We start from the raw sequence: 13,332 nt of genomic DNA, 5'->3' as shown, positions 1-13,332 counted from the left end.
AAGAGGAAATGGATTGAACTACATACAGGACATGCGGGACCTCATTGGAACTAACCTATTAATGACGGTCGGTTGTGGCGTCATAATCGAGCACAATAATCAAATTTTGCTTCAGCATCGTAAAGATCATGACGTTTGGGGAATCCCGGGTGGTGTCATGGAACCTGGTGAAACATTCGAGAGCGCAGCACAACGCGAAACATTTGAAGAAACGGGTCTTACAGTCAGTCAACTAAGCTTGTTTGGGCTTTATTCAGGAAAAGAAGGATATGCTTCTTATGAAAATGGAGATCAAGTCTTTAGTGTTCAAATCATTTTTCATGCGACGGGATTTTCAGGAGAACTTACGCAGGAAGGAGAAGAGAGTCACGAGCATCGTTTTTTCTCACGCCATGAACTTCCAACATTGAACAGCCACCAAGAGAGGTTTATTATGGATTGGGTGAATAGAGAACAGGGACCCATAGTAAAGTAAGAATCTATGAGGAAAGTTGGAAACATAATGAATTATTTAGAGCATTTAGAATCCCATTGTGGAGAATTCACGAATCAATTCGAAACAGAGGATTTGTTAGAGCAGGCCGTGCAGTTCTTGCAGTTCGATGATAGCCCTATAACCGATACGTTCACGATTTCGACGCTAGGCCTTCATTGGCATACGCTACAAAACGAGGACGGGACTCATACACATCAAGAGTTACAGTTGAGTTTTAAGCAAAAACGTTCGTATGAAGATGTGCTTGAGTTGTTGTGGCAATTAACGACGCATGCACTCGAGACACATCACGCTTTCAAACTCGGTGAGTATTTTGAACTCCCCCCGAACGTCTTCAAACGATTGAAATTCTCCTCGATTTATGTGACGACACCGTTTTATTTTGATGAATCGTTTCTCGTCTATGAAGGAGACGAACAGACCGTGTTACCGGTATGGTTTATTCCAATCTTCCCATCCGAAGAAGCGTTCATCGAAGCGCATGGTTCAGAACGATTCAACGAATTGCTTTACAAAACGGATGATACGTTACTGGATTTGAAACGTAAACCGCTCATCTGAACCCCACACAAACACCGCTCCACGCAAATTCGCGTAGGAGCGGTGTTTTCACATATAAGGTCCGTTCGCCTGAACGACGAACTGCGAGTGCTCATAATGATAGGTGATGCGGGAGTAGTCGAACGGCTTCCCGTTCGTGAGATGAAAGATCGTCTCGATGCGAAGCGTCGGGTCGTCCGCCTGCAAGCCGAGGTATCCGGCTTCCGTCGCGTTCAACCGACCGACCTGCATGTACATGTCGGAGAAGCCGATCGTGACGCCGAGCGCGCTCTGGACATAATCGAAGATCGAGTCGGCAACGATCTCCCGGTTCAAATACGGGACGATTTGCTTCACGTAATACGACTCCTCGTGACAAAGCACCTCGCCATCGACGAAGCGGACCCGTTCGACGTGATAGACGTCGTCCGTCACGTCGATCCCGAGGTTCTGCGCAACTGTCTCGTCAGGTTTTGTGACCGAGACGTCGAGCACGTCCGACGTCAAGACGCGGTCGCCGAGATTGCTCTTGAACCCTTGCGTCGAGAACAGGCTCATGTAGCCCGGGCGGTTATGACGCCGGACGAAGATGCCGCTCCCGCGAAGTTGGAAGACTACCCCACGCCGTTCGAGCAGTTCGAGCGCTTTCGTCACCGTGCTCTTACTGACGGCATATTGGCTCATCAACTGTTCGAGCACGGGAAGTTTATCGCCTTGTTTCAAATCATGTTGATTGATGTACTGTTCGATCTCTGCTGCAATCTGTTGGTATTTTAGCACGTTCATCCCTCATCTACTTGAAAATGTTGCCTTCATTATACCACACACATGTTTGCTAAACGTTCACAAACTTTTTTATTGTATCGCTATTTATTAATTGTACCGGTACAATTATAGTAAGGGTGTACAAAATGTAAGCGTTATGAAAAAAGGAGGGTATTCACTTGAGTAAAGTTCGGGATTATTCAAAACTCGCCAAGGACATCTTGGAGGCTGTCGGCGGGGAAGACAACATCATCAACGCAGCCCGGTGTGCGACACGGCTTCGTCTCGTCTTGAAGCGGTCAAACCCGCAGGCGAAAGAGCGTGTCATGGCGATGCCAGGCGTCATCACGGTCGTCGAGACGGGCGGACAGTTCCAAGTCGTTATCGGACAGCACGTCGGAGAAGTGTTCGAGGAGTTCACGCAGCTCGTAAAAATCGAAGGCACTGAAACGGAGGCGGACCAAAAAGGAACGATACTCAACCGGATCATCGCGACGATGTCCGCGGTGTTCGCGCCGTTCATCTATATTTTAGCGGCAGCCGGGATTTTGCAAGGGGTACTCATTTTAACGACATTGTTGTTCGAAGGTTTCGCCGAGACGGGGACGTACGAAGTGTTCAGCTTCATCTCATGGGCACCGTTCACGTTCTTACCGATCTTTATCGCCATCACGGCATCAAAACACTTCAAGACGAACACGTTCATTTCCGTCGCGGCAAGTGCGGCCTTGGTCAGTCCGACATGGGCCGAGATGGCGGCACGCATCACGTCAGGGGAGGCGATCAGCTTCCTTGGGATTGCCTTGTCCGGTACGACGTACACGTCTTCCGTCTTGCCACCGCTCTTCCTCGTCTGGATCTTGTCGTACGTCGAGCGGTTCTTGAACCGGCATATGAACGAGGTCATTCGTCCTCTATTTGTGCCGTTCTTCAGTTTAGTGCTCATGGTGCCGCTCACGATCCTCGTCATCGGACCAATCACGACGATGGGTGCGGTCGGGATCGCCAACGGCTATAACTTCCTAGCTGAAAACGCGCCGTTGCTCGCTGGCGCCATCATCGGGGGACTTTGGCAAGTCGTCGTCATCTTAGGGGTCCATTGGGGTGTGACGCCGATGGTGCTCGCCAACTTCGACTTATACGGCCGTGACTCGTTCCAAGCCTATCAGACGATCGCCGTCATCGCCCAAGTCGGCGCCGTTCTCGGTGTCATTTTGAAAGCGAAGAGCCAAGAAATTAAAAAAGTCGGAGTGTCGGCCGGGATCACTGGACTGTTCGGTATCACCGAGCCCGCCATCTACGGGGTGACGCTACGCTTCAAGAAACCGTTCATCTTCGGATGTATCTCGGGTGCGGTCGGTGCCATCGTCGCAAGTTTCTTCAATCCTTATTACTTCGCCTACGCCGGACTCCCGGGCCCACTCACGCTTGTGAACGGAATCAGTGAAGACGTGCCGACATCGATTTGGGGACTGTTGATCGGGACGGCGATTGCCATCATCCTCCCGGTCGTCTTGATTCAAATCTTCGGCTTCGGGGAAGACACTGCCAAACAGGCAAATGAAGAATTGGCGACGCCAGCGACAGCGGAAGCGAGCGCGACGGTCGTCCAAGAAGAAACGATTACGTCACCGCTATCAGGGAAAGTCATCGCCTTGAGTGATGTCCCGGACGACGTGTTCGGCTCTGGGGCAATGGGGAAAGGTTACGCCGTAGAACCAAACGGGAATAACATTGTGGCGCCATTCGATGGGACGGTCGTCATGGTCGCACCGACAAAACATGCGATTGGACTGCGTTCGAACTCAGGGATCGAGCTCTTGATTCACGTCGGGCTCGACACAGTGACACTTGACGGGAAACCGTTCACTGTCCACGTCAAAGATGGGGACAGCTTCAAAGCGGGCGATGTATTGATGACGTTCGATCGCGACATGATCGCCGCCCATAACTTATCAAGTATCACACCAGTCATCGTGACGAATAGCTCGACTTACGCCGATGTACTCGTTCAACCAAGCGATGAGACAGACACAACGAAGCCGATGCTCACGATTGTTCATCAATAAGGAGGAATAAACATGAAGACATTACCGAAAGATTTTCTATGGGGTGGCGCCCTCGCCGCCCATCAATTTGAAGGCGGCTGGGACGCCGACGGCAAAGGCCCGAGCGTCGTCGACGTCTTGACAGCAGGCGCCCATGGCGTCGCACGCCGGATCACGGACAAGGTCGAGCCGGACGAGTTTTATCCGAACCATGAGGCAATCGACTTCTACCACCGCTATAAAGAAGACGTCGCCTTGTTCGCCGAGATGGGTTTGAAGTGTCTCCGGACGTCGATCGGCTGGAGCCGCATCTTCCCGAACGGTGACGACGCCGAACCGAACGAGGCCGGGCTCAAGTTTTACGATGACTTGTTCGATGAGCTGTTGAAGCACGGCATCGAGCCGATCATCACGTTGTCACACTTCGAGATGCCGCTCCACCTCGCCCGTGAGTACGGCGGGTTCCGCAACCGGGCCGTCGTCGACTATTTCGTCCGCTTCGCCGAGGTCTGTTTCGACCGTTACAAAGACAAGGTCAAATATTGGATGACGTTCAACGAGATCAACAACAAGATGGACGTCAACAACCCGCTCTTCCTCTGGACGAACTCAGGCGTCATCGTCGAGGAAGGCGAGAACGCCCGTGAGGTCATGTATCAGACGGGTCACCATGAGTTGATCGCGAGCGCGCTCGCCGTCGCGAAAGGGAAAGCGATCAACCCGGACTTCGAGATCGGGGCGATGGTATCGCACGTGCCGATCTATCCATATTCGTCGAACCCGGACGACGTCATGCTCGCCGAGGAGATGATGCGCCAGCGCTACTTCTTCCCGGACGTGCAAGTACGCGGATTCTATCCGAGCTACGCCTTGAACGAGTTCGAGCGTGAAGGCTACACGATCCCGTTCCTTGAAGGGGACGAAGAGATTTTGAAGAACGGGACCGTCGACTATCTCGGTTTCAGCTACTACATGTCGACAACCGTGAAGAGCGACGTCGTCGCCGACAACAGCGGCGACATCGTCAACGGCGGTCTGCCGAACGGCGTCGAGAACCCGTACATCAAGTCGAGCGACTGGGGTTGGGCAATCGACCCGGTCGGTCTCCGCTACGTGCTTAACCGGTTGTATGACCGCTATCAGATTCCGCTCTTCATCGTCGAGAACGGATTCGGCGCCGTCGATGAGATTGTTGACGGGAAGATTCACGACGCGGCCCGCATCGATTACTTGAAGGCCCACATCGAGCAGCTCAAACAAGCGGTCGTCTATGACGGCGTCGACTTGATCGGCTACACGCCGTGGGGCATCATCGACATCGTCTCGTTCACGACGGGCGAGATGAAGAAGCGGTATGGTATGATTTACGTCGACCGTGACAATGAAGGCAACGGCTCGATGGAGCGGATGAAGAAAGACTCGTTCGATTGGTATAAGCACGTCATCGAGACGAACGGGGAAGCGTTGGAATACGAAGCGACAAAATAATTTTCCATAAATAAACCCACCTCTTTCAAAAAAAAGAGGTGGGTTTATTCCTTCTACAGATGTTGCGGCAATAGGAATTTGCAAAAGTCACTGATTATAGCCGACGAATAACGTAAATGTGATGAGCATGACGGATGAAATCATGAGAACCACAGCGAGTGAGCTGGCGAACAGCAAAAAAAGTTTTGAGAAGTTGATCCGTTTCTTCCAAACCCCTATTAGGAATGCAAGATTCAGTACCAAGAAAAATGTGAGCACGAGCAGAGGTACTGCGCGCTCTTGCATCAATATGAATAAGTCCATAATGTAATACTTCCTTTCTTCCGTCATGACATTTCCAAAAGAGGTATATTGCTCGTAATCAACCGTATAATGATGAAAACTGCTAGACGTATCGTCTGCTAATTTGGAGGAAATAAGAATGAAGAAACTGCTTCGTGCAACTGTGGCCTGTCTTGCTTTGTTTACGCTGAGCCTCGCTCCTGCGAATCCGGCTGATGCCGCTGCCAAAAAGTTTAAAAACTGTACCGAGCTCAACAAGACATACAAAGGCGGTGTCGCGAAAAACAAGACCATTAAAAACAAAGGCGGCAAGACGCAGTATAAGCCGCTCGTCAACGCGGCACTCTACCAAGCAAACATTGGGAAAGACCGTGATAGAGACGGGATCGCCTGTGAACGTTAAGAGATTTGGGGACTACTCCCCGAATCTCTTTTTCATTGAGGATAGCGATACACGACGTCACCCGAGGCGTCATAACCCGTGATGGCGTCAATCGATTCGATTTGGTCGACGACGACGAACCAGACGTCATTCCCGGCTTTCGTTTTCATTAATTCCGGCTCGAAGCGGTCCCCGTCCAACTCGACGACGACACGTGTCGTCGTCCCATGATTCATCCCATATAAGATATCAAACGGAACACAGTCTGGCTCATCCCCGCACGTCCGTCCGTCGACCGACCAGGTGAGCCCGTCTTCTGACAGCGAGCGGGACGTGACCGATTCGACACGGTCGTCGATGGTGATCTCCAAGCCGATGCCTTCGATGAACAGTTCATCGCTCAAATCGTCCGTTGAGTAGCGTTCTGTGAAGAAACGGATTGTCATTTCAGGGTCAGCGACCTGATGGACCAGGATGGGCTCGGCCGTCGCTGATAATTCGGGTTGCTCGGTCGATTCCACTTGCCAGACAATCCCGGCAGAGAGTAGCAACACAACGACGATGATGAGCACAAGCTGTTGATTACGCTTCATAAGAACTCGCTCCTTGTGTTGATAATAAAAACTGACGCACCCGCTCGAACGGAAACTCCGGACTCCAATGAACGAAGTGACCTCCAGGAACGGACTGATAGGTGACTGGAGGTCGATCTTGCTGAAGATTCGCAACGGCAGACTTCGTCAATTCAGCTTCTTTCGTGTCCACGCCGATAAAGTCGGCGTAGACGAGAAGCGTCGGTACGCGGAGCATCCTCATGAGCTGGCTCATGTCCAAGTTATAGTAGCCGAACAGTAAGTTCATTCCACCGGGACCTAGTTTGGCAGGAGCATCCAAGGCCCGGCGTACTTCGTCCCGCTCAGGTAACCCCGTCTGCGTGCAGAACGCTTTGAACTGTTCCTCTGAAATCGATTCTGCCGCTTTGTCCGTTATGAATTTCGCCTCGATTTTCCGGACGGCTGTCGGCTTAAGCATGCGGTAGATCACGTTCAAGAGCGGCACGACGAGTCCAAACGCGCCATATTCTTGCAGTGGGACACGCGGGAACGGCTTATGTCCGGCGTCGAGCAAGACGAGCCGTTCCAGCTTTTCAGGGTAATGGGCGGCAAACGCGAGGGCGACCGCGCCCCCGAGCGAGTGACCGCTCACATGGACAAGGCCGAGTCCTGCTTCCACGATATAGCCGTTCACCCAATCCGCTAATTCCAAAGAAGTGACTCTCCCTTTGAGTCCTTCGCTGCGACCGAACCCTGGCAGATCGAGCAGATGGACCTCGAAGTCGTCGGCAAGCGCCTCGGCGAGCGTCAGTCCCTCGTTCCCCGAGAACCCCCCAGCCGGTAGAAACAAAAGCGGAGACCCGCTACCGATCACTTCAGCATCATATCGTCCCAAGTCATCAATCCTTCCTCAAATCCCAATATATGTATTCCTTTCATTGTAAAGGAGATATCGTACGAAAAGAAGAACATTCTTCCATCAACAGCATGCAGGTCACTTAAAATTCGGGTATAGATTACTGACACGTGTCCAGTCCGCACTTGTCGTTTTGCTGTGTCGTCTTCTACTTAGCCAAGGAGGAATGCTGTGTGAAACTATCAGGCAAGACAGCGCTCGTGACCGGTGCCGGTTCTGGAATGGGGCGGGCCATCGCCAAGCTATACGCCGCGGAAGGTGCTCGCATCGTCGCCGTCGATATGAACGGGGATACGGTCGAGGCGGTCGCAAGTGAGATCAAGTCGTCCGGCGGGGAAGCGGTCGGTATCGCCGCGAACGTGACGAAGCAAGCGGACATCGACAACATGGTCGCGACGGCGACGAGCCAGTTCGGCTCACTCGATATTTTGGTGAACAATGCCGGCATCATGGACAACTTCATGACGGTCGGTGAAGTGACCGACGACGTGTGGGACCGTGTCATCGCGGTCAACTTGACCGGTCCGATGAAGATCGCCCGGGCCGCCATCAACGTGATGGAGACGCAAGATTCGGGCGGGGTCATCATCAACATCGCCTCGGTCGGCGGCTTGTTCGGGACACGAGGCGGGGCCGCGTACGTCGCATCAAAACATGCGCTCATCGGTCTCACGAAAAACATCGCCGCGACGTATGGCACGTTCGGCAAGATTCGGGCCAACGCCATCGCACCAGGCGGGGTCAATACGAACATCGGGGCGACGATCACGGCGCCGAGCGAGCTCGGGATGCGCGCCATTCAAGCGGCAGGAGAAGCACCGATTGGCGAACCGGACCAAATCGCAAGCGCCGCGTTGTTCCTCGCTTCAAGTGACTCAAGCTTCGTCAACGGGGACGTCTTGAAAGCAGACGGTGGTTGGACCGCCCGCTAAAAGACAAGCGACTTGTGAGGAGGTACACGATGAGAGCAGTGATTTGTACCGCATATGGTCCGCCGGATGTGTTACAGCTTCAAGAGATCGAAAAGCCTGTGCCGAAAGCAACCGAACTGCTAATTAAAGTACACGCATCAGCCGTTCAATCCGGGGACCGCCGGCTTCGTGCGTTAGATGTACCGGCAGCAGGCAAGTTGCCGATGCGGGTCGTCGTCGGCTTCAAAGCGCCGAGACAGCCTGTCTTAGGTGTCGTCCTAGCAGGTGAAGTGGTCGAGACGGGCCGACGTGTGCAACACTTCAAGGTGGGAGATCGTGTCTATGCGCTGACCGGGATGCGATTTGGCGGCTATGCCGAATATGCATGTATCAAAGAGACGAAATGTGTCGAGCTCATGCCTCAACACGCAAGCTTTTCAGAAGCAGCCAGTCTTCCGTTCGGTGGAACGACAGCCCTTCATTTTTTGCGTAAGGTGAACATCGAACAGGCGAAGTCCGTATTGATTTACGGAGCTTCAGGGGCGGTCGGCTCCATCGCGGTACAGATCGCCAAACATTTCGGTGCTCACGTGACAGCTGTCTGTCGCGAACGAAACTTCGAATTGGTCAAAAGCCTTGGCGCAGACGTAGTCATCGATTATACAAAAGAGGGCTATGACAGCGAACTGACAACGTACGACGCTGTGTTTGACGCGGCAGGGAAAATCGATAAACGGATGGCTCGTAAACATGTCGGGGAAACAGGCCGGTTCAGTTCGGTTGCCGGACAGGGAGTAGCAAGCGAACGGAAAGAAGATCTGAGCCTGCTGAATCAGATGTTTGAAGCCGGAGACCTGAAGGCCGTCATCGATTCGATCTATCCGATGGAGGAAATCGTCGCAGCGCACCGCTATGTGGACGCCGGTCAGAAAGTTGGAAATGTCATCGTGTCGGTCGTGCATGAGGAATGACATCGTCTCTCGTCCATCGAGAACGCAAAAAGAAGGAGTCTAGCCATCGAAACTCGGCGGCCAGACTCCTGTTTTCATTTCCTCTTCACTTGGTCTTCTTGCCCTTGCGGTAGACGAGCGGGGTGACCTTATGTACTTTCTTGAACGTCTGGACGAAGTGACTGACGCTCGTGTAGCCGTAGTGACTCGCTATTGCGGCGACCGACTCCGTCGTCTCTTGTAACTGATGCGCCGCTGCTTCCATGCGGACGTCACACGCATAGGCGAGCGGGCTCGTGGCGGTCCACTTCGTGAAATAGCGGCAACATTCCGCCCGGCTCAAGCCACCGGCCTCGGCAATCTGTTCGAGCGTCACGCGCTCCGTCACATGTTCATGGATATAAGCGAGCATCGCCTTCATCCGGTCTTGACCGACGAGTCTCGATTGCTCGTTTGTCTGTTGAATCCAGTAACGCCAGACGACCGCCATCTGGAGCGTGGCATCTAAGAGGGCGAACGATGAGTCGCCATGTAAACTTCGGGATACCTTGTCGATCGTGTCTAACACGGCCTTCTCCGCGCGCTCGGTCGGCGTGAGGAGTTTTAGGGGCAATGTCGCCCCCGTCATGAACGGCGTGACGAACCTTTCGGCAAGCAACGGCGCGAACAAGTCGTATGGATCGACACGGACGTCGACGAACCGAGTCGCTTCTTCGGACGAAACGACTTGATACAGTTGCCCCGGCGCTAACAAAAGGCCCGACCCAGTGCGGAGACCATGACGGTCCCCGTTGACCATCAAGTCGACGCGACCTGCCCTCACTATAAAGGCGTGGAAGTGATCGGTCACATGGATCATAGCTGTCATGACCGCGCCTGTTGACGATTCCACGCTCTGAAGTGAACTTTGTTCCAACATCTTCATCCCACCTCAATATTTGAACATTTGTTTCGGGATTACACCGGGCTGACAGTCTTGAACCCGATGAATTCATGATTAATCCGACATTTATATCTCTATTGTCACGAGACGTCTTATCACGTTCCTTCTATATAATGGAGCAGAAAAGATAGCCGGCTCCACTCAGAAGATGAAAAGTGACGTGATCCCGGCGTGAACGAGAATCGCGACCGGGACCCCGATCCGAAACTTCGGCTTCAACGTCTTGTGACGGAAGAGGCGCATCGCGACATAAGCCCCAAACGCTCCCCCGATCCAGACGAGAATGAGCAACGTTTGTTCCGAAATACGCCAAGCCCCGGATTTTGCACGTCGTTTATCGATGAAAAATGACATAAACGCTAGTAAATTAGTCACAATGTAATACAGCAGTAATAGTTCCAAAGACTAAAACCTCCTTTCTCACCTTATCAGTATAGCTGAAAACGGCTCAACAAAGCCATTTTTATCTGGATTGTAAGAATTCAGACTCCTCTCATCTCCCTGAAAGCTTCTGTAACTGAACTGATATCACTCTCATATCAGCCTGTAACGGCAGTGAAATATAGAGGTGTTACAGTAAGGGAGCGTTAGAAAAGGGAGGAATATTCTTATGAAAAAACCACTATTGACACTAACGGCACTCGCTGGCCTTAGTTTAGGAGTCGCTGCTCCAGCTTCGGCAGCATCAACACACACGGTTCAGTCTGGAGATACTTTGTACCGTATCGCCGTGAACAACGGTGTATCTGTGAACGACATCAAACAAGCAAATAGCTTAAACTCGAATATGATTTATCCTAACCAAGTGTTGAAGCTTGCGAAGTCGGAAGCAAAAGCGACAGCTTCTTCAAACACTTACACAGTTAAATCAGGCGACACGTTGTATCGGATCGCGACAAACAACGGTGTCTCTGTCAATCAATTGATGACATGGAACGGTCTTAAATCAGATCTCATTTTCCCTGGTCAACAATTCGCTGTGAAAGGTGCCAAAGCAGCATCGGTTGCGAACAGTGCACCAGCAGCTAAACCAAAAGCATCAACGTCTGCACCGGTGACAAAACAGTCTACGTCTACAACGCAAACTCAAGCTCCGGCTTCGGGTAAGACGATGACAGTTGAAGCAACGGCGTACACGCCATATTGTGCAGGTTGCTCTGGTATCACGGCAACAGGTATCGACGTTCGTTCGAACCCGAACCAAAAAGTCATCGCGGTTGACCCTTCAGTCATCCCGCTCGGCTCTAAAGTATGGGTTGAAGGCTACGGCGAAGCAATCGCTGGAGACACTGGCGGCGCAATCAAAGGGAACAAAATTGACCTCTTGATGCCGACACAACAGCAAGCGCTCAACTTCGGTCGTAAATCAATCACAATCAAAGTCTTAAACTAATCGATCGACCCCAAAAACACCGCAGGCGCGGTGTTTTTTTGCGTTCTATTCGCTCAAACCTGCAAGCTCGTATACCTTTCTCCTTCGAAATCAGGCAAACTAGACATATCAGGTCTTGTCTGGTCAGAAAAACCGGGTATGTACCAAATCGTAAAAGGGGGGAGAACCTGATGCTCACGACAGAAATCATCATCAGCGTGTTCGGCATCCTGCTCGTCATCTTGAACATGACGTTCGCCATCACGATCATCTTCTTTGAACGGCGCGACATCGGCTCGACATGGGCCTGGCTGCTCGTCCTCTTCTTTTTGCCGCTCATCGGCTTCTTCATTTATATCTTCTTCGGTCGTTTGATCAAGTCGAACAACTTCTATCAAGTCGATGAAGAGCGGCGTAGTGAGTATGCGTTGCACGTTCAACAACAGCTCGATGAGTTGGATGGGAACCAGCTGATCTTCAAGCAAGACCCGCTGTTAGCAAAATACCGGCGTCTCGCCAGGTTGAACCTGTCGTCGACGAACGCGCTCGTCACGTATCATAACGACATCCAAGTCATCCATGACGGGAAACAGAAGTTCGCGGCCTTGTTCGACGATATCGAGGCGGCTAAACAAGAAATCAATATCCAATACTACATCATCCAGAACGATTCGCTCGGCCAGGCGTTGATTGCGGCGCTGACCAAACGGGCCCAAGCCGGTGTCCGGGTCCGGTTGCTCTATGACGCCGTCGGCTCGAGAGGGCTGAGACGTAAACATTTCAAAGAGCTGCTTGAAAGCGGAGGCGAGGTCAAGTCGTTCTTCCCGTCGAGCCTCGGCATCAACTTCCGCGTCAACAATCGCAATCACCGCAAGCTGTGTGTCATCGACGGGGACATCGGCTATATCGGCGGCTTCAACGTCGGCGACGAGTACATGGGGACGAACCAGCATTTCGGCTATTGGCGTGATGTCCATCTGCGGATGAACGGGGAGGCGGTCCAAGAACTGCTTGAAAGGTTCTTGCTCGATTGGAACCGTTCCGTCCCAACGAAACAAAAAGCGTTGAAAGAAGAGTTCATTTGGCCAAGCAAGACACTCGAGGCGTTCAAGTCACCCGTCCAGATCGTCACGTCCGGCCCGAACTCGACGACGGAGCATTTAAAGAATATGCTCGTCAAGATGATCGGGGAAGCGAAAGAGACGATTTACATTCAGACGCCTTACTTCATCCCGGACGCGAGTTTCCTTGACGCCTGCCGGATCGCCCTCATGTCCGGGACGAAGATTCAACTGATGATCCCGAACAAACCAGACCACATGTTTGTCTACTGGGCGACATACGCCAATGCGGCCGAACTCGTCCGGTACGGGGCCGAGGTGTATACGTACGAAGGCGGTTTCTTGCATGCGAAGACGCTCGTCATCGACGGCGAGGTCGCTTCGATCGGGACGACGAACATCGACGCCCGCAGCTTCCACCTCAACTTCGAGATTTCGGCCCTCGTCTATGATGAGGCTGTAGCCCGGTCCGTCATCGACGCGTTCGACCGCGACAAATCGTGCGCTGAGCTGTTGACGCTCGAACGTTATGAGACACGGACGAAATGGATCCGTTTCAAAGAGAGCGTTTCGCGTCTGTTGAGTCCAATCCTATAAAAAAACCAGTCAAGACGCCCGGGTTCA

General features: G+C 52.4%; 15 protein-coding genes. 9 read left to right on the top strand and 6 right to left on the bottom strand.

Annotation, left to right across the window (positions count from 1 at the left end):
* Nucleotides 1-13: 13 nt before the first annotated feature.
* Both BJU60_RS02070 and BJU60_RS02065 read left to right on the top strand, forming a co-directional pair.
* Nucleotides 14-475, top strand: a complete 462-nt coding sequence (locus BJU60_RS02070) for an NUDIX hydrolase (RefSeq protein ID WP_070327261.1) — start codon at nt 14-16, stop codon at nt 473-475.
* Nucleotides 476-502: 27 nt separating this feature from the next.
* Complete coding sequence (locus BJU60_RS02065; protein WP_070327260.1) at nt 503-1,057, top strand: suppressor of fused domain protein; 555 nt, start codon at nt 503-505, stop codon at nt 1,055-1,057.
* A 48-nt stretch (nt 1,058-1,105) separates the two neighbouring features.
* On the opposite strand, the gene BJU60_RS02060 is transcribed toward BJU60_RS02065, so the two are convergent.
* A complete protein-coding gene (locus BJU60_RS02060) occupies nt 1,106-1,816 on the bottom strand; it encodes a GntR family transcriptional regulator (RefSeq protein WP_070327925.1) in 711 nt (236 codons plus the stop codon).
* A 164-nt stretch (nt 1,817-1,980) separates the two neighbouring features.
* On the opposite strand from BJU60_RS02060, the gene BJU60_RS02055 reads away from it, so the two are divergent.
* Nucleotides 1,981-3,870: a beta-glucoside-specific PTS transporter subunit IIABC gene (locus BJU60_RS02055; protein ID WP_070327259.1), complete on the top strand. Its 1,890-nt coding sequence runs from the start codon at nt 1,981-1,983 to the stop codon at nt 3,868-3,870.
* A gap of 12 nt (nt 3,871-3,882) precedes the next feature.
* Nucleotides 3,883-5,337, top strand: coding sequence for a 6-phospho-beta-glucosidase BglA (gene bglA, locus BJU60_RS02050; protein ID WP_070327258.1), 1,455 nt, complete (start codon nt 3,883-3,885; stop codon nt 5,335-5,337).
* Nucleotides 5,338-5,424: 87 nt separating this feature from the next.
* Here the strand turns inward: bglA and BJU60_RS02045 are convergent, their stop codons facing one another.
* Nucleotides 5,425-5,640, bottom strand: coding sequence for a hypothetical protein (locus BJU60_RS02045; protein WP_035386030.1), 216 nt, complete (start codon nt 5,638-5,640; stop codon nt 5,425-5,427).
* Between the two features lie 118 nt (nt 5,641-5,758).
* Here BJU60_RS02045 and BJU60_RS02040 point away from each other — a divergent pair, with 118 nt between their 5' ends.
* A complete protein-coding gene (locus BJU60_RS02040) occupies nt 5,759-6,022 on the top strand; it encodes an excalibur calcium-binding domain-containing protein (protein ID WP_016508727.1) in 264 nt (87 codons plus the stop codon).
* A gap of 32 nt (nt 6,023-6,054) precedes the next feature.
* Here the strand turns inward: BJU60_RS02040 and BJU60_RS02035 are convergent, their stop codons facing one another.
* A complete protein-coding gene (locus BJU60_RS02035) occupies nt 6,055-6,594 on the bottom strand; it encodes a hypothetical protein (protein WP_070327257.1) in 540 nt (179 codons plus the stop codon).
* Nucleotides 6,584-7,450 carry an alpha/beta fold hydrolase gene (locus tag BJU60_RS02030; RefSeq protein ID WP_167615648.1) on the bottom strand — a complete coding sequence of 289 codons (867 nt, stop codon included), beginning with the start codon at nt 7,448-7,450 and terminating at the stop codon, nt 6,584-6,586. The genes BJU60_RS02035 and BJU60_RS02030 overlap by 11 nt, the downstream gene beginning before the upstream one ends.
* A 194-nt stretch (nt 7,451-7,644) precedes the next feature.
* On the opposite strand from BJU60_RS02030, the gene BJU60_RS02025 reads away from it, so the two are divergent.
* Both BJU60_RS02025 and BJU60_RS02020 read left to right on the top strand, forming a co-directional pair.
* On the top strand, nt 7,645-8,403 hold the full coding sequence (locus tag BJU60_RS02025; RefSeq protein WP_070327255.1) for a glucose 1-dehydrogenase: 759 nt from the start codon (nt 7,645-7,647) through the stop codon (nt 8,401-8,403).
* A 29-nt stretch (nt 8,404-8,432) separates the two neighbouring features.
* Complete coding sequence (locus tag BJU60_RS02020) at nt 8,433-9,353, top strand: NAD(P)-dependent alcohol dehydrogenase (protein ID WP_070327254.1); 921 nt, start codon at nt 8,433-8,435, stop codon at nt 9,351-9,353.
* Between the two features lie 85 nt (nt 9,354-9,438).
* On the opposite strand, the gene BJU60_RS02015 is transcribed toward BJU60_RS02020, so the two are convergent.
* Both BJU60_RS02015 and BJU60_RS02010 read right to left on the bottom strand, forming a co-directional pair.
* Nucleotides 9,439-10,251 (bottom strand): helix-turn-helix transcriptional regulator, encoded by an 813-nt coding sequence (locus BJU60_RS02015; RefSeq protein ID WP_070327253.1) that lies wholly within the window; start codon nt 10,249-10,251, stop codon nt 9,439-9,441.
* A 165-nt stretch (nt 10,252-10,416) separates the two neighbouring features.
* Entirely contained in the window at nt 10,417-10,677 is a 261-nt protein-coding gene (locus BJU60_RS02010; RefSeq protein WP_035386026.1) for a DUF1294 domain-containing protein, read from the bottom strand.
* A 208-nt stretch (nt 10,678-10,885) separates the two neighbouring features.
* On the opposite strand from BJU60_RS02010, the gene BJU60_RS02005 reads away from it, so the two are divergent.
* Both BJU60_RS02005 and cls read left to right on the top strand, forming a co-directional pair.
* Nucleotides 10,886-11,668, top strand: coding sequence for a LysM peptidoglycan-binding and 3D domain-containing protein (locus BJU60_RS02005; protein ID WP_035386025.1), 783 nt, complete (start codon nt 10,886-10,888; stop codon nt 11,666-11,668).
* A gap of 170 nt (nt 11,669-11,838) precedes the next feature.
* Nucleotides 11,839-13,305, top strand: coding sequence for a cardiolipin synthase (cls, locus tag BJU60_RS02000; RefSeq protein WP_070327252.1), 1,467 nt, complete (start codon nt 11,839-11,841; stop codon nt 13,303-13,305).
* Nucleotides 13,306-13,332: the final 27 nt, after the last annotated feature.

Source organism: Exiguobacterium aurantiacum, from assembly GCF_001766415.1.
Taxonomy (GTDB): domain Bacteria; phylum Bacillota; class Bacilli; order Exiguobacteriales; family Exiguobacteriaceae; genus Exiguobacterium; species Exiguobacterium aurantiacum_A.
Note: the sequence above shows the minus strand (reverse complement) of the source record. Positions and strands in the feature narration are given on the sequence as shown.

Coding starts and splice junctions, on each gene's coding strand:
- BJU60_RS02065 (WP_070327260.1), top strand. CDS start 503: ATGAATTATTTAGAGCATTTAGAATCCCATTGTGGAGAATTCACGAAT.
- bglA (WP_070327258.1), top strand. CDS start 3,883: ATGAAGACATTACCGAAAGATTTTCTATGGGGTGGCGCCCTCGCCGCC.
- BJU60_RS02045 (WP_035386030.1), bottom strand. CDS start 5,640: ATGGACTTATTCATATTGATGCAAGAGCGCGCAGTACCTCTGCTCGTG.
- BJU60_RS02040 (WP_016508727.1), top strand. CDS start 5,759: ATGAAGAAACTGCTTCGTGCAACTGTGGCCTGTCTTGCTTTGTTTACG.
- BJU60_RS02035 (WP_070327257.1), bottom strand. CDS start 6,594: ATGAAGCGTAATCAACAGCTTGTGCTCATCATCGTCGTTGTGTTGCTA.
- BJU60_RS02020 (WP_070327254.1), top strand. CDS start 8,433: ATGAGAGCAGTGATTTGTACCGCATATGGTCCGCCGGATGTGTTACAG.
- BJU60_RS02015 (WP_070327253.1), bottom strand. CDS start 10,251: ATGTTGGAACAAAGTTCACTTCAGAGCGTGGAATCGTCAACAGGCGCG.
- BJU60_RS02005 (WP_035386025.1), top strand. CDS start 10,886: ATGAAAAAACCACTATTGACACTAACGGCACTCGCTGGCCTTAGTTTA.
- cls (WP_070327252.1), top strand. CDS start 11,839: ATGCTCACGACAGAAATCATCATCAGCGTGTTCGGCATCCTGCTCGTC.